At 46.1% G+C, this 22,566-nt stretch carries 21 protein-coding genes and 1 other RNA gene; 2 read left to right on the top strand and 20 right to left on the bottom strand.

Translation table 11 applies throughout. The annotated features are described in order from the left end of the window. Positions 1–273: 273 nt before the first annotated feature. The 6 genes from thiI to AB4Z30_RS21115 all read right to left on the bottom strand — a co-directional run bounded on the left by thiI (position 274) and on the right by AB4Z30_RS21115 (position 5,199). Positions 274–1,515: a tRNA uracil 4-sulfurtransferase ThiI gene (thiI, locus tag AB4Z30_RS21140; RefSeq protein WP_441929441.1), complete on the bottom strand. Its 1,242-nt coding sequence runs from the start codon at positions 1,513–1,515 to the stop codon at positions 274–276. Positions 1,516–1,523: 8 nt separating this feature from the next. After that, the gene (locus AB4Z30_RS21135; RefSeq protein WP_441929433.1) at positions 1,524–2,672 is read right to left on the bottom strand and encodes a cysteine desulfurase family protein; all 1,149 of its coding nucleotides are present in this window, start codon (positions 2,670–2,672) and stop codon (positions 1,524–1,526) included. Positions 2,673–2,832: 160 nt separating this feature from the next. Further along, on the bottom strand, positions 2,833–3,579 hold the full coding sequence (locus tag AB4Z30_RS21130) for a lytic transglycosylase domain-containing protein (protein WP_441929432.1): 747 nt from the start codon (positions 3,577–3,579) through the stop codon (positions 2,833–2,835). Between the two features lie 248 nt (positions 3,580–3,827). Continuing rightward, a complete protein-coding gene (locus tag AB4Z30_RS21125) occupies positions 3,828–4,256 on the bottom strand; it encodes a hypothetical protein (protein WP_441929431.1) in 429 nt (142 codons plus the stop codon). Between the two features lie 34 nt (positions 4,257–4,290). Continuing rightward, positions 4,291–4,509, bottom strand: coding sequence for a DUF1540 domain-containing protein (locus tag AB4Z30_RS21120; RefSeq protein WP_441929430.1), 219 nt, complete (start codon positions 4,507–4,509; stop codon positions 4,291–4,293). Positions 4,510–4,692: 183 nt separating this feature from the next. Then, a complete protein-coding gene (locus AB4Z30_RS21115; protein WP_441929429.1) occupies positions 4,693–5,199 on the bottom strand; it encodes a YpuI family protein in 507 nt (168 codons plus the stop codon). 299 nt (positions 5,200–5,498) lie between these two features. Here AB4Z30_RS21115 and AB4Z30_RS21110 point away from each other — a divergent pair, with 299 nt between their 5' ends. Continuing rightward, complete coding sequence (locus AB4Z30_RS21110) at positions 5,499–7,373, top strand: S8 family peptidase (protein WP_441929428.1); 1,875 nt, start codon at positions 5,499–5,501, stop codon at positions 7,371–7,373. Between the two features lie 88 nt (positions 7,374–7,461). Here the strand turns inward: AB4Z30_RS21110 and AB4Z30_RS21105 are convergent, their stop codons facing one another. Then, the gene (locus AB4Z30_RS21105; protein ID WP_441929427.1) at positions 7,462–7,716 is read right to left on the bottom strand and encodes a hypothetical protein; all 255 of its coding nucleotides are present in this window, start codon (positions 7,714–7,716) and stop codon (positions 7,462–7,464) included. Positions 7,717–7,801: 85 nt separating this feature from the next. Further along, positions 7,802–9,328 carry a MocR-like pyridoxine biosynthesis transcription factor PdxR gene (gene pdxR, locus AB4Z30_RS21100; RefSeq protein WP_441929426.1) on the bottom strand — a complete coding sequence of 509 codons (1,527 nt, stop codon included), beginning with the start codon at positions 9,326–9,328 and terminating at the stop codon, positions 7,802–7,804. Between the two features lie 112 nt (positions 9,329–9,440). Between pdxR and AB4Z30_RS21095 the strand changes: the two genes are divergently transcribed. Further along, a complete protein-coding gene (locus tag AB4Z30_RS21095) occupies positions 9,441–10,670 on the top strand; it encodes an aminotransferase-like domain-containing protein (RefSeq protein WP_441929425.1) in 1,230 nt (409 codons plus the stop codon). 287 nt (positions 10,671–10,957) lie between these two features. On the opposite strand, the gene rnpB is transcribed toward AB4Z30_RS21095, so the two are convergent. The 12 genes from rnpB to era form a co-directional block, all read right to left on the bottom strand. Next, an RNA gene (rnpB, locus tag AB4Z30_RS21090) (RNase P RNA component class A) lies at positions 10,958–11,367 on the bottom strand. Between the two features lie 81 nt (positions 11,368–11,448). Continuing rightward, positions 11,449–12,564, bottom strand: a complete 1,116-nt coding sequence (locus AB4Z30_RS21085; protein ID WP_441929424.1) for a Nif3-like dinuclear metal center hexameric protein — start codon at positions 12,562–12,564, stop codon at positions 11,449–11,451. Continuing rightward, a complete protein-coding gene (locus AB4Z30_RS21080; RefSeq protein WP_441929423.1) occupies positions 12,540–13,298 on the bottom strand; it encodes a tRNA (adenine(22)-N(1))-methyltransferase in 759 nt (252 codons plus the stop codon). Before AB4Z30_RS21080 ends, AB4Z30_RS21085 begins: the two co-directional genes overlap by 25 nt. A gap of 185 nt (positions 13,299–13,483) precedes the next feature. Continuing rightward, entirely contained in the window at positions 13,484–14,623 is a 1,140-nt protein-coding gene (gene rpoD / locus AB4Z30_RS21075; protein ID WP_154888049.1) for an RNA polymerase sigma factor RpoD, read from the bottom strand. Between the two features lie 45 nt (positions 14,624–14,668). After that, positions 14,669–16,489 (bottom strand): DNA primase, encoded by a 1,821-nt coding sequence (dnaG, locus tag AB4Z30_RS21070; protein WP_441929422.1) that lies wholly within the window; start codon positions 16,487–16,489, stop codon positions 14,669–14,671. A gap of 47 nt (positions 16,490–16,536) precedes the next feature. Beyond that, positions 16,537–16,995: a YaiI/YqxD family protein gene (locus AB4Z30_RS21065; protein WP_441929440.1), complete on the bottom strand. Its 459-nt coding sequence runs from the start codon at positions 16,993–16,995 to the stop codon at positions 16,537–16,539. A gap of 236 nt (positions 16,996–17,231) precedes the next feature. Next, positions 17,232–19,307 carry a glycine--tRNA ligase subunit beta gene (gene glyS, locus AB4Z30_RS21060; RefSeq protein WP_441929421.1) on the bottom strand — a complete coding sequence of 692 codons (2,076 nt, stop codon included), beginning with the start codon at positions 19,305–19,307 and terminating at the stop codon, positions 17,232–17,234. Further along, the gene (gene glyQ, locus AB4Z30_RS21055; RefSeq protein ID WP_441929420.1) at positions 19,300–20,187 is read right to left on the bottom strand and encodes a glycine--tRNA ligase subunit alpha; all 888 of its coding nucleotides are present in this window, start codon (positions 20,185–20,187) and stop codon (positions 19,300–19,302) included. The genes glyS and glyQ overlap by 8 nt, the downstream gene beginning before the upstream one ends. Positions 20,188–20,313: 126 nt before the next feature. After that, positions 20,314–20,517, bottom strand: a complete 204-nt coding sequence (locus AB4Z30_RS21050) for a hypothetical protein (RefSeq protein ID WP_441929419.1) — start codon at positions 20,515–20,517, stop codon at positions 20,314–20,316. 86 nt (positions 20,518–20,603) lie between these two features. Then, positions 20,604–21,356, bottom strand: a complete 753-nt coding sequence (recO, locus tag AB4Z30_RS21045) for a DNA repair protein RecO (RefSeq protein WP_441929418.1) — start codon at positions 21,354–21,356, stop codon at positions 20,604–20,606. A 33-nt stretch (positions 21,357–21,389) separates the two neighbouring features. Beyond that, positions 21,390–21,530, bottom strand: a complete 141-nt coding sequence (locus AB4Z30_RS21040) for a YqzL family protein (protein WP_441929417.1) — start codon at positions 21,528–21,530, stop codon at positions 21,390–21,392. A 128-nt stretch (positions 21,531–21,658) separates the two neighbouring features. Beyond that, the gene (gene era, locus AB4Z30_RS21035) at positions 21,659–22,558 is read right to left on the bottom strand and encodes a GTPase Era (protein WP_441929416.1); all 900 of its coding nucleotides are present in this window, start codon (positions 22,556–22,558) and stop codon (positions 21,659–21,661) included. Positions 22,559–22,566 lie beyond the last annotated feature (8 nt).

Here is a 22,566-nt window from a genome sequence, read left to right as displayed (position 1 = left end):
GCCCTGTCTCTGACAGGTACTTTTGTCGATACGCTTTTACGTACAGATTTCGCCATACGCAAGTATCCTAGCTACGCAGGGGCTTGGCCCCTCCTGCGACCGGACTTTCACCGGCTAGAAGATGCGTGCTTTGCTGGGCACGCCTCACAAAAAAAGCAGGACCAACCCTTCTTACATGGGTTAGTCCTGTTTTTGTTTTTGTGTTTTTTTATATTTACATTTCATTTGTTATGTCTACTTCTAAATTGGTAAGCCTTCACAGAGCAAGTACAATTAGAACCAGTCATCCTTCATTTCACTTTCATCTGGTTGCCCCATCAATACTGAAGCTTCCCCCGCATGCAAAGTGATCGTTTCTGTCTGTTCTACCGCTTGATCCAGCCATTCGGGCAGATGGCTCATCGTTGCTTCAATTTTGTCCACAATCCGAAGATTCGGATTGGTCGATGGTGATTTTGGAACAAACAATGTACAGCAATCCTCATAAGGCAGAATGGAGATATCATACGTACCAATCTGTTTCGAAAGTGAAATAATCTCCTGCTTATCCATCATAACCAGCGGTCTCAGTAGAGGCAGGTCTGTAGCGCGTCCAATGACATTCATGCTAGGAAGAGTTTGGCTCGCCACCTGACCCAAACTATCGCCAGTGATCAGTGCTAGTGCACGTTCGCGTTCTGCCAGTTTAGTCGCAATTCGTAACATGGAACGGCGCATCAATGTAATAATCAGATTATCCTGACCCAACTGGGTGAATGCGGTCTGAATCTCCGTAAAGGGAACGAGATGTAATTTGATCGTACCCGCATGATCTGCAAGAGCACGGGCCAGATCAATTACCTTTTCTTTTGCACGTTGACTTGTAAAAGGATAACTATAAAAATGCACACACTCGACTTCGAGCCCTCGACGCATGGAAGACCAAGCGGCTACAGGACTGTCTATCCCTCCGGATAAGAGGACCATCGCCTTGCCATTCGTTCCAAGCGGGAATCCGCCTGCGGCGGGAATAACTTCACTGAAAATATAAGTGCCCTGTTCGCGGATTTCTACACGCAGCTCAATATCAGGATTACGAACATCGACCTTCAACTGTTGGAATTTTCTTAAAATCGGTGAACCAACCAAATGATTTGTTTCATGAGAAGAATGCGGAAAGCCCTTCCACACTCGGCGCGCATTTACCTTGAAGGTCGTGACTTCGCCGAAGTCCTGAGCACGTTCATCCATAAACGCAACCGCAGTTTGCACAATCTCGTCTATCTCGGAAGGCGTTACTTTCACAGGGCTGATAGACGCTACACCAAATACACGTTTGAGCACGGGAATAAGCTGTGTGTGGGATTCACCGCCAAGATCCACGTAGACTCTGCCATATTCTTTACGCAAACTTGCACCCGGATAAGGCTTAAGCAACGCCTTGACTTGAGTGATGATCGTTTTCTCAAATCGCGCACGATTTTTTCCTTTTAACATAAACTCTCCAAAACGGAGAAGCAGCATATCATAATTCAACATTTAATTTACATCCGCCTTTCGAGTGGCCGTAATTGTTCCACCATCTGATGCAGTGCCTTTTCCAGCATGGCTGCATCCTCTTCTGTATGTTCGTCACCGAAACTAATTCGCAATCCCCCAGCGGCACAGGCAACATCTCTTCCCATGGCAAGCAGCACCCGGCTTGGCTCAGCCGAACGCGAGGAGCATGCCGATTGGGTAGACACCGTACAGCCAAGTTGCTCTAGGGTATGCAATGCTACTTCTGCTTTCATAGCAGGATAGGAAAAATGTACAATATGTGGTGCTCCGTTTGGGGTACTATTGAGTTGARGCTCTGGGATAGCAGCAATCGTCTCCATCACCCGATCTCGGAGGATGCGGATGCGTCTTGAAAAATCAATCTGCCCCTCTGCTGCGATCCGCATCGCCTTGGCCATGCCCACAATCAGAGCTGTATTTTCCGTGCCCGCCCTGAACCCATGCTCCTGTGAGCCGCCAGACAGAAGTGGTGTAAGCTCTACGCCACTTCTCACATAGAGAAGCCCGGCACCCTTCGGTCCACGAATTTTATGAGCGGACAAACTGTACAAATCAGCCTTCCATTTGGCTGGTGTAACTTGCATTTTTCCGAAACCCTGAACACCATCTACATGAAAAAGGACTCGCGGCGCGTTTTTTTTGAGCAGATTACCAATCTCTTCTACTGGATGAATCGCACCAGTCTCATTGTTCACATGCATCAGACTAACAAGCACGGTATCCGGACGAACAGCTTTCAGTACCTGCTCCGCAGTAACGATACCCGATGAATCTACAGGGATAAAGGTTACATCCCATCCCCATTGCTGTAACTGCAGCACACTCTCATACACAGACGCATGCTCCGTTGCTGTAGTTATAATATGTTTTCCCCTTGAGCTATAACGAAGCGCAGCACCCTTGATGGCCAGATTATTACTCTCCGTTGCCCCTGATGTAAATACGATTTCATCTGCTTTTACACCAATTGTAGCAGCACAACCTGCCCGTGCCCGGCGCAGTAATTGATCTGCACGTTCACCATATCCATGAATCGACGACGCATTTCCGAACTGTGCTTCCATAATTTCCGCCATCGTGCGAACTACATCGGGATATGGAGGTGTCGTTGCAGCATAATCAAAATATTTCAAAACGAGGTGCACCTTCCTTATCAATACGTTCATGAACCTATAGTGAGCATTGTACCACGATCTCCTTACAACACAAAAAAAAGACCAACTGAAAGTAGGCAATGAAGGCCTGCCTTTTAAGCTGGATCTCTTTGTTTGGACTTGCTTAGAAGAAGTCGGTTTAGAGGGAATATTTGGAACGAGCCCGCTCCACTTTAGTGATATAATTCTGTGTTTCCACAGGCAACAAATGAAGCTTGCTCATCAATTCATCATCATTGGTAACGCCCAGTCTGGACAGCCGACCCGGACCAGCGTTATAGGCTGCCAATGCCATTTTTTCCTGCCCGCCAAAACGCTGGAGCTGAAGTGATAAATATTTGGTACCTGCATCAATATTTTGACTCGGATCGAAGGAGTCACTCACACCGAGTCCAGCTGCCGTACCGTCCATTAATTGCATCAGACCCTTGGCACCTGCAGAAGAGACAACACTGGGATTAAAACCTGATTCCGTATCGATGACCGCTTTGATTAAAGATTCGGGTACGCCGTACTTCACACTGGCCTGTGAGATCAGTGATTCGAAATCCGTAGGCACGGATTTGCCGGAATCAGCTTGTCCCGTATTGTTCACAGCAAGCAGTGATTCTAGACTGTCTGCTCGCGAAGAACTTACGGTATTCAGATCCGGACTATAGGTACTGCCGAGCTGTAGCCACAACAAGCCGTCGTTCGATCTCTTGGAGCTCAAAGGCTGATTCTCAGTATCGTTCATACTACGAGTGTCCGCATTTAACAATCCATCCATCATATTAGAAAAGTCTGTCGTCGAACCAGTTTGCACAGCTGATCCGCTCGTTGGGTTACTCATATTAGACAATTGCAGCTCCAGTAATTGCCGCGAACTGCGTGGATCAATTTGCATGGGTTATATCCACTCCCGTTTCATTCAAGCTTGATGACTTTATTCTACATTGTTTTACAGACAGGTTCCATCTTTTTCATAAAAAATAGCTGATAAGACGTTTGAATATGCGTGAATGCGAAAAAAAACCTTCTGATTCACTATAAGGAAGTGAATACAGAAGGTTTTTCTGAAATTCTTTCTAACATTCTTTCTAAATCCCTGTGGTCTGAGGATAACCCTCATCCCATGATTGGGTATCTGCTTTTTTAACGTGCAAAAGGAATCATAAAAAAGTAACTAAGTGTAGCGACGATACCCAATCCGATCGACCATGCTCCTGCTGTTTTTCGGCCATTCACGAAGGCAAAATAGCCAAGTACAGCCGCTGCCGGACCCAGTACAATAGACCACATAAACAATGATGCAATACCAAAAGCAAGACCCATATAACCTGCAACGCGGCCCGAAGACTCCATTACACGATCAGCTTCATGTTTTTGCGGTATTGAGTCTGACTGCACACGGTCGACACGAACGCTATCCCTTTTTCTTACCGTTGTCTGTGGAGCAATCTCCGCCCCATATTCCTCACGATATGCTTTTCTTGGGTAATCTACACGCTCGCGCTGTTGTTCACTTTTCGCTTCTGTGTTGTAACGATCCAGATGTTCGTCTTTGAAGTCTTCATTCTTCACGTGAAAGCACCTCCGTTAATAATTGGATGACTGCTTACTTAGGTCTGAATGTATGGCAGCAAGTGGCTGAAGAGGTACGTGCATGATCATGATGATCAGAGTCGAACGTCTCTCCGGCAAATTCCTCATGCAGACGACGGGTAGCATGCTGGTCAATGTCAATCATGATGGCATCGGCCTGGCAAAAGTTATTTTCTCCCCAGAAATTACAGTTGGAGACGCTGCATTTGACAATTGGTTTGTCATGGCTCATTTTTTATCACCTCGACACCTATTGTTTCCCCGCCATAAATCCGATATTCTCCGTCAAAATGTCAGATGATAACATGTCGGGATCAGCATGCGCCCAACGTCCATTTCCATCAAAAGACTTTTAAATTCGAATCCAAAACATGAAAAAAAACCGCCACAAGGGCGGTCTGTGTTTTACATATATTTAAGCGTGGTTACGTTGATTTTGCATACGACGCTGGGTCAGATAGTCACTCTCATAATATGCCAAGTCGTCACGCAGTTCTTCATAAGTCTTGGAAATTTCCAGAATAACGTCGCGCACCGAACGAATCGGCTTGTCACGGAAACGGATGGCATCCTGACCTGTGTAAGCATATCTTCCGTCCTCAGAATAGCACTCATTTTTCGGATAGAAAAAGCTGTTTACGCTTTGGTGATACGTATTATAAAGAGCCTTTTCGGCAAATTCGACATCAAAGTTGGCACGACGCAGCACAACGCCAAGTTTTTCGTAAGAAACTTCAGAAAAAACGAGCAAATGACGAAGATCTGAAAGGAATCCTTTGTAGAAGGCGGTTGATTCCTCCGTCTGGTTCTGATCCAGTTCAGGCAAAGCATTTTCATTCAAAAACTTTTCGATCCGATCGATCGCCGGTTTTAACTTTTCTCTGGTTGACTCACATGTTTTCTGTACATTGGCTGCTGACATAAAGGTAGCTCCCCCTTAAATAAGTCCTTACATATTTACATACAGGTCGGCCAAACCGTGTTTGTTCCCTGACCTTTGAATACTCAGATATAATCCTACCATAAAAAGTTGACGAGCGGTATCCCTTAATCGCGCTTTCCATTTCTGTCATGAAACAGGCTCCGAAACCGGTTGGAGGACTCAAAACTCTTTGCATAAAAATATGTGCTTCTCCTAACGATAACTACATCCGTGATGACGACCATGTGTCTTGGCATGCCGAATGGTCATTGTCCAAAATGAACGAGGAGGTTCTGTCTATGTCCAGACCAAAGTGGATAAACTGGGCTCTTGCAGCAGGTGCAGGCGCTTTAGCACTGACTTTACTGCTTCCCACATCCAATCGCACCGTACCACAACCGAGTGCTATGCAGGAAAATCCTCAGAAGGAACATGCAAGCAAACAGCGTTTGAAAGTTCAGGATATCAAAGCCACTGATCTGCTGACCCGTGTAGATGCCAAACAGCACCTCGGGATCATATTGGATAAAACGAACACGATGACTGATGCACAGGTGACCCGCTATATAAAAGAACTTCAAGACTCACACGGACACATTCGATCCATTCAGCTTATGAAAATTCATGGGTCACCCAGCAGGAATTTTGACCGCACGTTCAAACAAGGAAGCAAGCTAGAGCAACAAAGATTAAATCATGCACTGAATTTAGCAAAAAAAGCGGTAAACAAGCGTCAAAGCTTCGAGTCCTCTTCATTTCCGATTGGTAAAGAAAAATACTTTGTGATGGGACAGCCCTCCAAGGATGGCAAACGAGCGATCATCGCTCTGTTTAGTCAAAGTGTATTAAATGCGGTTGAGCAACATCAGCGCAAAAACTTGCGAATGATCCCGTATCCGCGAGAAGGCAAATTTAAAATTGAATCGGTACACCCCGACACCTTAAATGAGATTACGGTAAAGACAGGACACGACAATGCCAATGCAAGCCATTTTTACGAAAATGAAATCGTCATTCGTTTCCGGCAAGATCCCGGTGAGCGGGATATGCGTATTATTCGTTCAGACTTGAAGATGCAGTCTGCCCGCAAACTCGGTTATACGTATGTTTTTCGGTCTGAAACGATGAATTATAAGCAATTGCGGGATTATTTCGGAAGCAAATGGAATCCGTTATATATGGAACCCCACTATATGTACTTAACCAACGAAACGGTTGCTGAACAACCGGAAGTACCTATACCTAACGATGTTTTGTTCTCGGATTATCAGTGGAATCTGCCTGCCATCGAGACAAACCGAGGGTGGAATATTACCAAGGGGAACAAAGATGTTATTGTAGCAGTAGTTGATACAGGGGTTGATGTGAACCACCCAGATCTTAAGGGCAAATTGCTCGAGGGATATAATGTCGTGAACCCAGGAAGCAAACCGCTGGATGATGTCGGTCATGGCACCCATGTCGCTGGTATCATCGGAGCCATTGTGAACAATAACGAAGGTGTAGCTGGCATGAGCTGGTACAATAAGGTACTTCCTGTCAAAGTACTGGACAACTCGGGATCGGGTACAACGTATGCGGTTGCTGAGGGAATCATCTGGGCAGCGGATCATGGCGCCAAAGTCATCAATATGAGTCTGGGTAATTACGCGGATGCTCAATTTCTTCATGATGCCATCAAATACGCTTTCGACCGGGATATCGTGCTCATCGCTGCAACCGGCAACGATAACACCGAGCGTCCTGGCTACCCTGCTGCCTATCCCGAAGTTTTTGCTGTCTCTGCCACAGACCCGGACATGAATAAAGCCTCATACTCCAACTACGGCGATTATGTGGATGTGATGGCTCCGGGATCAAGTATCGCAAGTACCTATCCGGACAATCAATATGCTGCTTTGTCAGGTACGTCTATGGCCAGTCCGCACGTTGCGGCGCTCGCAGGATTAATCCGCTCATTAAATCCAGATCTGACCAATACAGAGGTCATGGATCTGATGCGGCAGAGTGTAATTGATCTAGGTGAGCCCGGCCACGATAAGTACTATGGCTACGGGCAGATTGATGTATACAAAGCATTGCAGGCCGCATCTGGAAGCAGTGCTCCGCTGCAGTTTTGGCCGCAGCATGTCAGACAGCAGATGGATAACACGATGAAAAAATATAGCCGATAATGGATATAAGTTAAAAACAAAAGCAGCTGCGCCCCGGGGCGTATGCTGCTCTTTGATTTGATTCTTTTTCCCGGGGCGTTAACTGCGACTAGCGCTTGCGAGAAGTTGAGCGAGCTTTGCTTGATTTTTTCACGGATTTTTTCTTGTGACTGGATACATACATTGGACCTTCTTCTCTTATAACAACTGGATACATGTGGTGAGGAATCGGAACACAGTGGTGTTGCTTCACAACTTCAATCGGGTGGATGACAGGTACGATCTGAGGAATGTAATAATCCTGAACAACCTGAATCGGATCACATACAATCGGTGAAACCTGTGGACAACAATGGTTCATCATTTCAAACCAACTCCCTTTCAAGTGATACTATAACCTATTGCAGGGAAGACGATGTGGTATGGATGGATGTCCATATTCCTAAAAATTAAATGAGCGGTAGCCTGTCCGCCGTTGCCCCGGCTTGTTGCGAGGAGACACTCTCGATGACAGTACACAATATACGAAGCCCTTGCGTCAGAGCTTCCACACTGGTCACAGTGAAGCATATCCTTAAACTGGATGTGTCACTCTCCGCTACATAACAGGCTGAACCAGGCAAAAAAGACACGCCCGCAGCAAGAGACTGCCGATGCAACTCATGTATGTCCATATTCCCCTGGAATTCTAGCCACAAATTAAGCCCTCCATCGGGAAGACGCCACTGCATGTCTCTCGTTGCATAGTGTTGCAGCACCTCTGAAGCAGCACACAAGCGTGAGTATAGCTCTTCTCTGAGCTGATATACATAAGCATCGTACTGATTATGTATGTAAGCCTGCAGTGCCTTCTGCGTTAATAGCGGACTCCCCAGATCGGCCGTTGATTTGGCGGCTACAAGCCGGGTGAGCACACTCCCATCCGCTATAGCGCAAGCTACACGGCAACCTGGAGACAACACTTTACTGAAACTTTTAATGTAAACGACATGTCCTGCACTATCCATAGATTTGATGGAAGAAGGAGGTGGATCACGAAAATATAAATCTGCAAACGGGTCATCCTCCAGAATAAGACAGTGATAACTTTGTGCAATGTTAAGCAACTGGGCTCGTCTTCTGGCACTCATCGTTACCCCTGTTGGATTATGATAAGTAGGGATCGTATAGATCAGCTTCGGCGGATAGGTGTCACACAAGCGAGTGAGCAGATCGATACGCATACCTTCGTTGTCCATAGGAACAGTGATGATTTTGGCCCCTCGGCTCGTAAACACATCAATAGCACCCGTATAAGTTGGTGCCTCCATATATACAACATCACCAGGACCGATAAATGTACGTGCCACCAGATCAATCCCCTGTTGTGCACCGCTCGTAATTAACATTCTTTCAGGCGTGACTTGAAGTCCGCGCGCAGCAAAATGTGTTGCAAATGTCTGTCTGAGTTCCCAATCTCCCTGAAATGATCCATAGGCCGCCATTCGCTTCGCATGATCTGATGATAGGTGATAAGCACTGTCAATAATATCACGCGTAGGTAATAATTCAGGCTGGATTGCTGACATATGCAGTTCATAGCGGACTTGCGGGGATGCGTCAAAATGCCTCCACAGTTGCGCTCTGGGCAAATAATCAACCAATGTCATCTGCCAGTTCAGCGATGCGCCCGAGTCACTGTTGCTTATTCTGTGGCCAAGATCTCCATGCTCCGTGCGATTGATTTGTGTAGATGACTCAACTCCGGCTACGTAACACCCCTTACCCTGAGAGCAACGAACGAGTTGAATTGCCTCAAGTTCAGCGTAAGCCTTGGTCACAGTAACCAAACTAACACCTAAATCAGCAGTCATCTTGCGAACAGACGGCAACCTGGTACCCGGTTCAATCAGACCTGAGCGAATGCGATCCGCGAGCGTCAGGGCAATTTGCATATATAATTTGGTGCTGCTCCCTCGTTTAAGCTCAATATGCATGTCTACTCATCGCCCCCAACTGTTATGATTGTTGTTTTACTGTTATAGTGCGTTACGTCTAATATAGTTTATAATATCAGTATAACAGTGAATAACAGGAGATGAGAATAATATGAGTACACCTTGGTCCAAAATGGCACAAAACACCCCGTCCTCTGTCGTTCGCGACATGTTACAGGCTGCTCAGGCACCTGGAATGATCTCACTTGCTGGGGGATTGCCAGCACAGACTTCATTTCCGCTGGAGGCTATTCGCCTGGCTTATGAAAAAGTATTTATGAGCGGATCAGCCGCTCTTCAATATGCAGAAACGGAAGGTTACCGTCCTCTTCGTGTCAAAATTGCCGAGCGTCTGGAATCGAAAGGACTGCCGGCTTCACCTGACCATATGCTTTTAACTACAGGATCACAGCAATCCATTGACCTGATCTGCCGTATCCTCGTGGACCCTGGTGATCGCGTGCTCGTTGAATCACCCACTTACCTCGCAGCCTTGCAGGTCATCCAATCCTATCAAGGCGTCTCACATGGCGTAGCCTGTGATGATCACGGCATGTTGCCTGAATCGCTTGAGGAGCAGCTTCAACTACACCGCCCTAAACTCGTTTACATTAACCCTACATTTTCTAATCCGACTGGCAAAGTATGGTCACGGGAAAGAAGGCAACAAGCCGTGGATTTATGTCGTAAATATAATGTGCTTATTCTGGAAGACGACCCTTATGGTGAAATCCGCTTTAATCCGGAACAGCTAGACGTTCCTGCACTTGCTGCACTGGATGCCGCTTCCTATGAAGGACCTTCGAACGTGATTTACACCAGCACCTTTTCCAAAACGGTAGCGCCAGGTCTTCGTACAGGTTGGATTCTGGCCTCTCCTGATATTGTCAAAATTGCAGCCCGGGCTAAACAAGGGGCAGATTTGCACTCCAGCAGCATCGACCAGCGGGCGCTGCACGCCTTGCTTGAAACCTTTTATCTGGATGCTCATATTCGTCAGATCTCTCAAGACTATGAGCAGCGTATGCAAAAGCTGACCGCACTAATGGCATCCAAAGCTTGGGATGGCATCACATGGAACTCACCACAAGGTGGCATGTTCCTGTGGCTGCAATTGCCTGAGGGTATGCTCGCCAGCAATTTATTCACTTATGGCATTCAGGAAAAAGTATGTATTGTCCCCGGCGATTCATTCTATGCGGGCACACCAGAGCTCAATCGGATGCGTATCAACTTTACCCACACCGACCCGGAACTACTTCCTGAAGCTGTCCAGCGAATGGATCGCGCAATCCAGCGCTGGCATGCTTCCAATCAATCAGACCATGTCGTTACGATGTAATTGATTAGGAAATATGAAACTGTAATGATCTATAATTGCTTACCATAACAGTTTGCCGCTTGTTCCATTGAGGGATAAGCGGTTTTTCTTTATGCGTGTGTGTTTCTTTTCTTACCACGAACAAAATAAGGCGACAAATTCGGTAAACCGAATCTGCCGCCTTATTTATATACCTGTCATGAACAGGATCATTTAATTTAAATATACAATCGGGAAGTTCATTATGTGATGTGCGTTGCCGACTCACACATAAAATCTCTCGTGCCGTTAAATCATGTTGTTGCAGTTAGGAAAGCTTACCGTAAGCCGGGTTCTGTGCTCTTCGTGGTTCAGACGGGAACTACCCTCCCACCAGAAGCGACAATCATCTATCTAGGCCATACATTGCTGCACAGCTCAAGCGACCAACCTAGACACACCTCGGGCTAAGGCTGTCTCCTCCAAAGAGGTGACCGTGTCCCATTAGGTCTTGCTCCAGATGGGGTTTACCAGGAACGAAGTCACCAGCGTTCCTCGGGGTCTCTTACACCTCGGTTCCATCCTTGCCTGTGCCGGGAAACCCGGCCATCGGCGGTCCATTTCTGTGGCACTATCCTTCAACTCGCGCTGACTGGACGTTATCCAGCATCCTGCCCTGTGGAGCCCGGACTTTCCTCTCGTGGCAACAAAGGCCACCAGCGATTGTCTGTCAAGCTTTCCGAACAACATTACATAGTATACAGGCATTTGCTGTACCATACAAGCTAAATATTAATGGAAATCCGTTGCATCCTGTCTTTTACAAAAAGCGGAATACCTCAGTATCCACTTCGGATGCAGTCACCTTTGTCTCGTATCGCTGATCCGCAAGCTGGGCACGCAGCCAATCCGCTGTTTTAGGTTTCATTATTTTCTCTGTGTTGTGACCTGGATCAATGATACACATCCCTGCCATCAGCGCGTCATGTGCCGTGTGATAGTCAATATCACCCGTTACAATGACATCCGCTCCCTTGAAACGTGCAGTAAGCACATAACGACTGCCTGATCCGCCAAGTACGGCTGCTTTTTTGATTTTTTTGCTCAGATCACCAACTACGCGCACATGAGGAGCGTTCAATTGAGCTTTAACGACCTCTACCAGTTCGCCAAGGGTTTTAGACTCTCGAAGAGGACCAAGACGTCCTAGGCCAAGTGTGCGCCCTTTTAGATCCATTGCATAAAGGTCATAGGCTACTTCTTCATACGGATGAGCCTTTAACATGGCCTGAATAACCTTGCTCCGCAAACTTTGAGGTACGATCGTTTCAATCCGCATCTCTTCTACACGCTCCATCTGTCCCTGTGATCCGATAAAAGGTTGTGTGCCTTCACCAGGTACAAATGTGCCTGTTCCTTCGATGTTAAAACTGCATTTGTTATACTGACCGATACTTCCTGCACCAGCCTCTAGAATGGCCTGCAGTACTTGCTCATGATGTGTTCTAGGAACAAATACAGCCAGCTTGTACAGTTGGTCTGTATGCACATCTTCCAGGGACTCCTTGCTGTCTATACCGAGTGCCTCAGCCATCCAGTCATTGATACCGCCCTCGGCCACGTCAAGATTAGTGTGACTGATGTAAACTGCAATATCATGCTTGATCAGCTTCTCATACAACTTACCCATAGGTGTATCGGTACTCAGTGATTTAACAGGACGGAAAATAATAGCATGATGGGCAATAATCAAATTTGCACCGATCCGAATCGCTTCATTCACAACCTCGTCTGTGACATCCAGCGCCACAAGAACGTGGGTAATCTCCTTTTGCAAACTTCCCAGCTGCAGACCAATTCGATCGTCCTGTACAGCCAGATATTTTGGAGCAAGCCGCTCCATCAATTGAATTACGGTTTGACCTTTGGCAAACATGCCAATACCTCCTTCAAGCTTGTGATAAGCTGTTCCATCTCTGCTGCTTTGTCTCTGGAAGAGTCTTGATCAGACTTGGAGATGGACTGCACTACACCTTGTAATTTGGCAATTTCACTTTCCCATTTGGCAAAAAATACATCTGTTGCACGGTCCGTCAAATACGGCCCCATACGCAGCAGCAGATCTTCAGTCAACTCCACATCACCCTGCAAGGGACGAGCGCGGTAAACCTCTTCATTAGCGATTGGACTGCTGGCCTCTGGCATCGCGGTAATAATTTCATAAATCTTCCCGTCTTCTTCAAGAAGTTGCTCGGCTACGACAACCCAATGATGCTCAAGCAACCAGCGTCTCAAAATATCTTCGCCTACATTGGGCTGCAAAATCAACAACTGCACACCTTCCAGTTTGGAGATTCCTCGATCCAGAATGGAAGCGATGAGTGCGCCACCCATGCCTGCAATAGTGATAACCTCGACTTCACCGGCAGTAATGACATCGAGTCCGTCTCCACGGCGTACCGTAATTTGTTCTTTCAACCCGGCATCACTGACTTGTTTGCAAGCAGCATCATATGGGCCCGGATTCACTTCTCCAGCTATTGCACTTACGGCTTTACCACTGCGAATTGCAGCGACAGGCAGCAAAGCATGGTCTGAGCCGATATCTGCCATCCGGCTTCCTTCAGGAATTTGATCATGTATTCGTTGTAATCGATTCGAAAGTTTCATGGAGCACCTACACCATTCATTTAATTTATTGATTTGCATTGAGTGAAGAAAAGCGATAAAATAAAATCCAATCAAACATTTCAAGGATGAATTTCCAAAAGAAAGAAATCTAACCGTTCAAATTAAAACTAAAGGAGACCCCGCCGCCGCCAAAAGCGTCTCGCAGAAAGTCTCCCACAGTTCAATTATTCGAGGAAATCTTTGAGTCGTTTACTGCGACTCGGGTGACGCAATTTACGAAGAGCCTTAGCTTCGATTTGACGAATACGCTCACGCGTAACGCCAAACACTTTACCTACTTCTTCGAGCGTTCTCGTACGTCCATCATCTAGACCAAAGCGCAGACGCAGAACATTTTCTTCACGCTCAGTCAAAGTGTCCAGAACATCTTCAAGTTGTTCTTTCAAGAGTTCATAAGCAGCAGCATCTGCTGGAGCCAGCGCTTCCTGATCCTCGATGAAATCACCCAGATGGGAATCATCCTCTTCACCAATTGGTGTTTCGAGGGAAACCGGTTCCTGTGCAATCTTTGTAATCTCACGTACTTTTTCTACACTTAGATCCATCTCCGCAGCGATTTCTTCAGGAGTTGGTTCGCGTCCAAGTTCCTGCAGCAGCTGACGGGATACCCGAATCAGCTTATTAATCGTCTCCACCATGTGAACTGGAATACGGATAGTACGTGCCTGGTCGGCGATTGCACGTGTAATGGCCTGACGAATCCACCATGTCGCATACGTACTGAACTTGTAACCCTTTTTATGGTCAAACTTCTCTACTGCTTTGATCAGACCCATGTTACCTTCCTGAATCAGATCAAGGAACAGCATGCCACGTCCCACATAACGCTTGGCAATACTTACAACGAGACGAAGGTTGGCCTCAGCCAAACGGCGCTTCGCTTCTTCATCCCCGTTTTCGATCCGTTTTGCGAGTTGTACTTCGTCATCAGCTGACAACAAAGGTACACGCCCGATCTCCTTCAGGTACATACGTACTGGGTCATTAATTTTGATACCAGGAGGCAAGCTTAGATCATCATCAAAGTGAAACTCATCGTCTCCCTCTCGACCATTATTTTCGGAATCCTCGCTAGGACGAAGTGTTACCTCTTCATCATTTTCATTAACAACATCGATACCGAGGTCGCTAAGCTGTTCATAAAACTCATCCATCTGCTCTGCATCCTGCTCAAATGGTGAGAGTTTCTCAATAATTTCCTTGTAGTTCAGTGAGGCTCTTTTCTTACCTGATTCAATCAATTGATCCTTAACCTGATCCAGTGTTAATTCTGTTTCTAGTTCAGTATGCTGATCATTCGCCATAACTCGACTCCCTCCTCCCTAGAAACATCCAACTAATACAGACGTTCACTGTCTCTCTAGGGCAATCATCTCAAGTGCAATTTGTGCCGCGCGTACAGAATCACCTGCCCRCTCTGCAGCAATCATTTCTTCTTTTTTCAGATCGTACTGTTTTTTTCGCGGATACTTCAACACTTCCCTGATGCAATCATCGAGCACTTGAACACTCCATTCACCTGGACCATCCATCATCGAGATTGAACTGACCGTCTTCTCCAGACGATCATCATGCAACGAAGACATAAAACGACTTGTATCCGGCGGTTTGCCCTGCGCATAATAGGCATATAGATAAGCAGCAATAGCTGCATGATCATCTAAGTTAAAAGCTTCGCCAAGATGTTCATTAACGTACTGGGCTGCTTCATCATCCTGTAACATCCAGGCGATCAGCTTGCGCTCAGCAGCATGGTAAGCCGGCAACAGATTCGGTGTAGGCACCTGCCTATTTTGTTGCCTACCATTATTCCACCTTTTCGGGTTATTATCCCCATAATCCTCGTTATTTTTCATCGCTTCCCGTTCCTCGTTACATTCTTGCTTCAATGTTTCGAAGGATACATCAACTTCAGCCGCTAGTTCACGAAGATATACTTCGCGCTCTGTTGGGGAAGACAGGGGAGCAATTAACTTCACCGCTTCTTTGGAATAGGCGATTTGTCCGCCACCTTCTAGCAGTATATGGTTTTTCTTGAGGTTTATAAGCTTAAATTTTGTAGTTGTTACGGCACCATCTACAATCTGATTACGGAATCGTTCACCGCCGTGCTTTCGGATAAAATCATCTGGATCAAGTCCCTCAGGAATAAGTGCCACCTTAACCTGCAATCCGGCCTCCTCCAATATAGGGAAGTTCTTCATTGCAGCAGCCTGTCCAGCCCGGTCGCCATCATAACAAAGGATAACTTCATCACACATGCCCTTAATCATTAGAGCCTGATTCTCCGTAAGCGCCGTTCCCATGGCAGCAACGCCGTTCTGAACATCCTGATCCCAGGCAGAGATCACATCACCGTAGCCTTCAAACAAAATGACTTGCCTCTGTTTGCGTATTGCATTTTTAGCCTGGTGCAGATTGTAGAGAACTCGGCCTTTGTTGAACAACCGGGTTTCCGGCGAGTTCAAGTATTTCGGCTGTCCGTCTCCTAATATCCTCCCTGCAAATGCAATCGGCTTACCGCTCCTGCCGTGGATCGGAAACATGATTCGGTCTCTGAACTTGTCCACATATCCGTGACCTTCACTTCGCTCTGACAGAAGTCCGCCTCGCTCCATCTCTTCGAGTGGATAAGTGCGCTTCTCCAGAAATTGTACGAGCGTGTCCCAACGATTAGGCGCATAGCCAATCTGAAACTGATCAATTAATTTGTCCCCAATACCGCGTGAGCGTAAATATTCCATGGCCACCTTGCCATGCTCTGTATTTTTCAACAAAAAATGATACAGCTTCGCGGTAAGCTCGTAAGCTTCCAGTAGACGAGCCGTCTCCGGATTTACATGAGCAGATTCACGCCCTTGCCAGTCACCCATCGAGATATGACTTTCTTCTGCCATCGTTTTGACAGCCTCGGGAAAGGATAACCCTTCGATTTCCATCCTGAATTTGATGGCATTTCCGCCCGTGCCGCAACCGTAGCAATAGAAAATCTGTTTCTCAGGTGTAACGGTGAACGAAGGCGTCTTTTCGGAATGAAAAGGGCAGAGGCCTTTCATATATTTCCCCTGCTTGGTCAGATGTACAAATCGGCTTACCGTATCGACGATATCATGTTGCTGCAATACCGATTCAATAATATTTTCGGGTATACCGCCTTGTCCGGTACTCATCTCGGCCACCTTCATCTCTTCTAACACGTAAATATAATTCGATAAACTTACACATTCTCCTGCAAATCTTTCAAAAGTTTTGTCAGTTTATGTTGAAAAATTTCTCGATCCTGCTCTGTGAAGGGTTTTGGACCTTTTCCATAATGCCCTCGGCGCCGAGCTTTAGCCGCTGTATGACGGGAATCAAGCATAAAATCAATATCTCGATCGTTAAATTCTCGACCTCTAAACGATAGAACATAACAACGTTTGCCAAGTGCAAGCGCCGCAAGTCCGTAATCCTGCGTAATGACCACATCATACGGTTTGATATGATTCGCAATATATAAATCTGCGCTCTGATCACTACGATCCACTTGTACAGTTCGTACACCCTCTCCCCCTTGCAGTAAATGATCAAAGGAAGAGACAAGTAACACAGGAACCTGAAAGAGGCGTGCAGTATTGGCAATCTCTGTCTTGACCGGGCAAGCATCTCCATCCACAACGATGTGACGTATATTCATTTCACTCAAACCCAGACCACCCGGTTTCATAAAATATCTGCATATTGTTATATACGACCCCGATCAACGAAAATCCTTCTGTCGTTAGTGGAGAAAAACAGAGTCTAAAATACGGAGCGGCTGCTCAAACACTGAAACAACCCGTTCCGTATATTTATACCCTCATATATCATTCTTTAATACTGTTCTTATATTCTGCCGAATTGTACAAAGATAATCATTCGGCTACAGTAAAATTATCCAACTAATTTGGAGAAATCAGCAAAACCTTTCAAATCTTGATCTATAGCAGCAAGAAGAGCCAGTCGATTCGCACGCACCGCTTCATCTTCCGCCATGACCATAACGGAGTCAAAGAACACCGTGATGGCACTCTTCCATGCTGAAGCAATAGCTAAAGCTTCAGAAGCATTATGCTTAGACAATGCATCACGATAAGTTTCGTTCGTTTGATTCCAGACATCAAACAGCTGACGCTCTCCATCTTCTACAAACAGTTCAGGGTGTACCGAAGCGTTCGATGCTTTAGCTGCCAGGTTTCCTACACGGTTGAACGATTCCAGCGTTGTTTTGAATTGTTCCGCTGCCTGTACAGCTTTCATCAACGCTTCACCTTTTGGAACGATAGCGCTGATATCATCGAATCCAGAAGCAATCACAGCATCAACAACATCATAGCGCACTGATTCGGAAAGCATTTTTTTTACACGCAATGCGAAGAAGTCCTGCAAATCTTTACGCACCTCTGCATCTGAACGTTTCAATAGATTCATCTGCGCGTGCACTTCTAGTGCAGCACCGAATACATCGGACAAGGTTAGCGGAAGCTGATGATCCAGCAAAATTTGAACAATACCCGCTGCCTGACGTCGAAGCGCATAAGGGTCCTGAGAGCCTGTAGGAATGATATTAATGGAGAAGCAACCTACAATTGTGTCGATTTTATCTGCCGCACTAACGATTGCACCCACAAGAGATGCAGGAGATTGATCGCCAGCGAAACGAGGTTGGTAATGCTCGAATACAGCTTTAGCAACTTCTTCTTTTTCACCAGCCTTACGAGCGTAATCTTCACCCATGACACCTTGCAATTCAGGAAACTCACCAACCATCAACGTAACCAGGTCAAACTTGCAGATGTCTGCGGATCGGCTAACCGATTCAGTCACATCGCCAGATACTTGCAACTTCGCAGCCAGGCTGTCAGCAATTTTGCGGATGCGGCGAACCTTATCTCCCACCGTGCCAAGCTCTTCTTGGAAAACGATGCTTTCGAGCTTGGACAGTGAATCCTTAATCTCCAGCTTCTGATCTTCCTCGTAGAAAAACTTCGCATCTGACAGACGAGCACGCAGCACCTTTTCGTTACCCTTAGCGATAACATCGAGTGAATCGCTGCCGCCATTGCGAACTGTAACAAAGTAAGGAAGTAACTGACCTTCCTGGTTCAACACAGGGAAGTAACGCTGATGCTCGCGCATCGACGTAATCAGCACTTCCTGCGGGATATTCAGAAATGAGGAATCAAATGTGCCGAACAACACGGTTGGTGTTTCGACAAGGAACAATACTTCTTCGAGCAAATCTTCCTTGATCGCAATATTCCAATTTTTATCGGCAGCAAGTGCTTCGATCTGGGATACAATCATCTGCTCACGTTCAGAGATATCCGCAATGACATGCTGAGCACGAAGCACTTCCACGTATGCTGAAGGCTCAGATACCACAGCTTCATTGCCTAAGAAACGATGTCCACGCGTTACGTTACCTGATTTTATACCCGTGACTTCAAGATCAATTACTTCGGTGCCAAACAATGCAACTAACCAGCGAATCGGACGGACAAACTTGAAATCATAGGACGCCCAGCGCATAAATTTCGGGAAAGTCATGGCGTGTAATACCGATAGTAAACCTTCACCAATAACGGATGCTGTATCTACACCTTTACTACTTTTCGTTGCATAAATGTATTCAACACCGTTCAGTTCCTTGAAGGTAAATTGATCAGGCTCTACACCTTGACTGCGTGCAAATCCGAGTGCTGCTTTGCTCCAGTTACCGCTGTCATCCAGCGCTATTTTGCGGGAAGGACCTTTTACCTCTTCTTCCACATCTTCCTGCTTCTCCGCTACATTCTGAATCAGAATGGCAAGACGGCGAGGTGTCGCGTAAGCTTGCACTTCACCATAGGAAATACGGGATGAATCAAGCCATTTCACGATACGTTCCTGAAGCTGTGCAATAGCTGCGCGCATAAAACGTGCAGGCACTTCTTCCAGACCAATTTCAAACAACAGATCCTTAGACATTCTCGGCTCCCCCTTTCTTGATCAGCGGGAAGCCCAGCTTCTCACGCTCTTCCACATATGTTGCTGCCACTTGACGAGCAAGGTTACGGACACGGGTAATGTATCCTGTACGTTCTGTTACACTAATCGCACCACGTGCATCCAGCAAGTTGAACGTATGGGAACATTTCAGTACATAGTCATAAGCCGGGAACACCAGATGCTGTGCCATCGCTTTATTTGCTTCTTCTTCGTACATATTAAAAAGGGTAAATAACATTTTTACGTCAGAGATTTCAAAGGTATATTTGGAATGTTCGTATTCAGGCTGACGGAATACGTCGCCATAGGCAATGCCTTCAACCCATTCGAGATCAAATACATTTTCTTTTTCCTGTATGTAAGAAGCAAGACGCTCCATACCATACGTGATCTCCACAGCCACCGGATTGGTTTCAATTCCGCCGACCTGCTGGAAATACGTAAATTGTGTGATCTCCATTCCGTCAAGCCAAACTTCCCAGCCAAGACCTGCGCAGCCAAGCGAAGGATTTTCCCAGTTATCTTCAACAAAACGGATATCGTGCTTAAGCGGATCAATACCCAGACGCTTCAAACTTTCCAGGTAGATTTCCTGGATATTATCCGGAGAAGGCTTGATAATGACCTGAAACTGATGATGCTGATACAACCGGTTAGGGTTCTCACCATATCGTCCATCGGATGGACGGCGGGAAGGCTCAACATAAGCCACTTTCCWAGGTTCTGGCCCAAGTGAACGTAAAAAAGTCATCGGGTTCATCGTGCCTGCCCCTTTTTCCGTATCATATGGCTGAACAATAATGCAGTTATGCTCGGCCCAGAATTGTTGCAGCGTCAAGATCATCTGCTGAAAATTCATAATCATGCTCCTTTTCGGGTAGTTTGTTAGCAAGCATAGGAGGAGCAAAGCCAATAATAAATAGCCCTCGCCCCACTACGCCTGATGTACAGACGTAGGGACGAGAGCTATTCCCGCGGTTCCACCCTACTTGGCCTGAGTCAAACAAATCCTTGTCTGATCCGGCCCACTTTTCCGTGTCCATTCATGCTCCCGAGTGCCTTGTTCACAAACCGATTCAATCAGGCTCTCACCGTCCCTGACTCGCTTATCATTGATACACAAGCTATTCATAAGCTCGTACGTTATATCAATCATATTCTGAATCCAGTTTCCTACTTTCTCGTTCAATGCATGTCTCCAAAAAGAGAATTTACATTTCATAATATATAAAATGAAGCATGAAGTCAACAACTTTTTTCAAGTGTGACCACAGCTCAAATCCCGTACTTTTCCATCTGATCCAGGAAAGAACGGGACTTGAGATGAAGACCTAACTGGTGATCCATGAAAGCACGCATTACTTTTTTAATTTCATTACGGGTAGAATCACTTACAGATATATTTCCCAAGCGCTGCAGATCCAACTGTACAAACAAGCGCAGCAACTTTAGAGTCTTTGGACTAACGGACATTGCTGGCGGGTCAAAATGTTTACATGCCCTGCATAAGACACCACCAAGTCTGGGACTAATAAATAACTGCTCATCGGGCCGCTCTTGGTTACACGAGATGCACTCATCCAGCTGTGGTCCGTAACCAGCTGCCTGTAATACCTTCATCTCATACAGACTTATAATGACTAAAGGATCTTTATCTTCTTTCAAAGCCTGCAAACAAGCTTTTAATTGCTTGAACCAAAACGCCCCTGTCTCTTCATCCTGAAGCACTCGATCGAGCAGTTCACATGCATAGGAAGCATAAGAAGCCTTAACCAAATCTTCCCTGAGCTCATGATTGGATTCGATAATTTCTCCAGCATTCAGTGTGCCGAGGCCGGTGTTGCGAAAATAAACATATTGACCATAAGTAAAGGGCTGCACCAGTGCAGCATGGCGACTCTTGGGCTTTTTGGCCCCCCGAACGAGTACACCTGCTTTTCCGCCACTTTCGGTGCAAAGCGTTACAATTTTATTCCCCTCACCGTAGTCCATGCTGCGGATGACAATGCCTTCCACCCTATATAACATGCCTCGTCACCTAACCATTCCTGAATCAGCCCTTTATTCTGTAGCTTCTTCATCTTCACTCACTTCCCTTGCAGTATCTGACTCCTGTCCTGACGAGTTACACGTCTCGGTATATAACAAATAGGATTCCACATCCCCTGTCATTGAAAATACCTTCCATGAAAAATCCCGCATCGGAAATTCATCCTCTCTTCGGAAATGACGTCTGGTTATACCCGATAGGATGGAGTCCTGCAAAGAAAACTATGTGTTGCAATTAATGGATAAACATTTTGCCCCGATATCACATTTCGTAGTAACGACTACTCTCGTCCGAAGCCGAGGTCACGCAGAACGCGATCCTGATTTCTCCAGTCTTTTTTCACTTTAACCCACAGATCCATAAAAATTCTGGAACCCAGCAGATTTTGGATATCTTGACGAGCGCGCTTACCTACTTCTTTGAGCAAAGCCCCTTGTTTGCCGATAATGATCCCCTTTTGTGAATCACGTTCTACAAAGATGACAGCCGAAATATAAACTACGCCATTATCCTGCACTTTCATATCTTCAATCGTTACGGCGATGGAGTGAGGCACTTCTTCACGTGTCATTTGCAAAATTTTCTCACGAATCAGCTCCGCACACACAAACTGCTCAGGGTGATCCGTCACTTGGTCTTCAGGGTAGTACTGAGGACCTTCCGGCAAATACTTACCAATTTGTTCCATCAACGTGTTCACATTGCTACCAAGCTTAGCTGAGACAGGCACAATTTCTGCAAAATCATGCAGTTTGCGATATTCCTCAATCAGTGGAAGCAACGCCTCTGGTGCAATTTTGTCGATTTTATTCATAACCAAAATAACGGGTGTTCGCACATTTTTCAATTGTTCCGCAATGTATCGATCTCCGCCCCCCATACCTTCCGAGGCATCGATCAGGAACAAGGCAGCTTCAACCTCGCCAAGTGTATTCAAGGCTGTTTCATTCATGTAATCCCCTAGCTTGGATTGACGTTTGTGAATACCCGGTGTGTCCAGGAAAACGATTTGTTGTTCTTCCGATGTATACACACCATGAATTTTGTTACGCGTTGTTTGCGGCTTGTCCGACATAATTGCAATTTTCTGGCCAATCACCTGATTCATCAAAGTAGACTTACCTACGTTAGGACGTCCGATAATTGCAATGAATCCGGATTTAAATGCTTGTTTTTTCATATGTTCCT

The sequence above is a fragment of the Paenibacillus sp. 2TAF8 genome, assembly GCF_052114825.1.
GTDB lineage: Bacteria > Bacillota > Bacilli > Paenibacillales > Paenibacillaceae > Paenibacillus.
The sequence above is the reverse complement of the archived record's forward strand: the minus strand, read 5'-3'. Positions and strand labels throughout refer to the sequence as shown.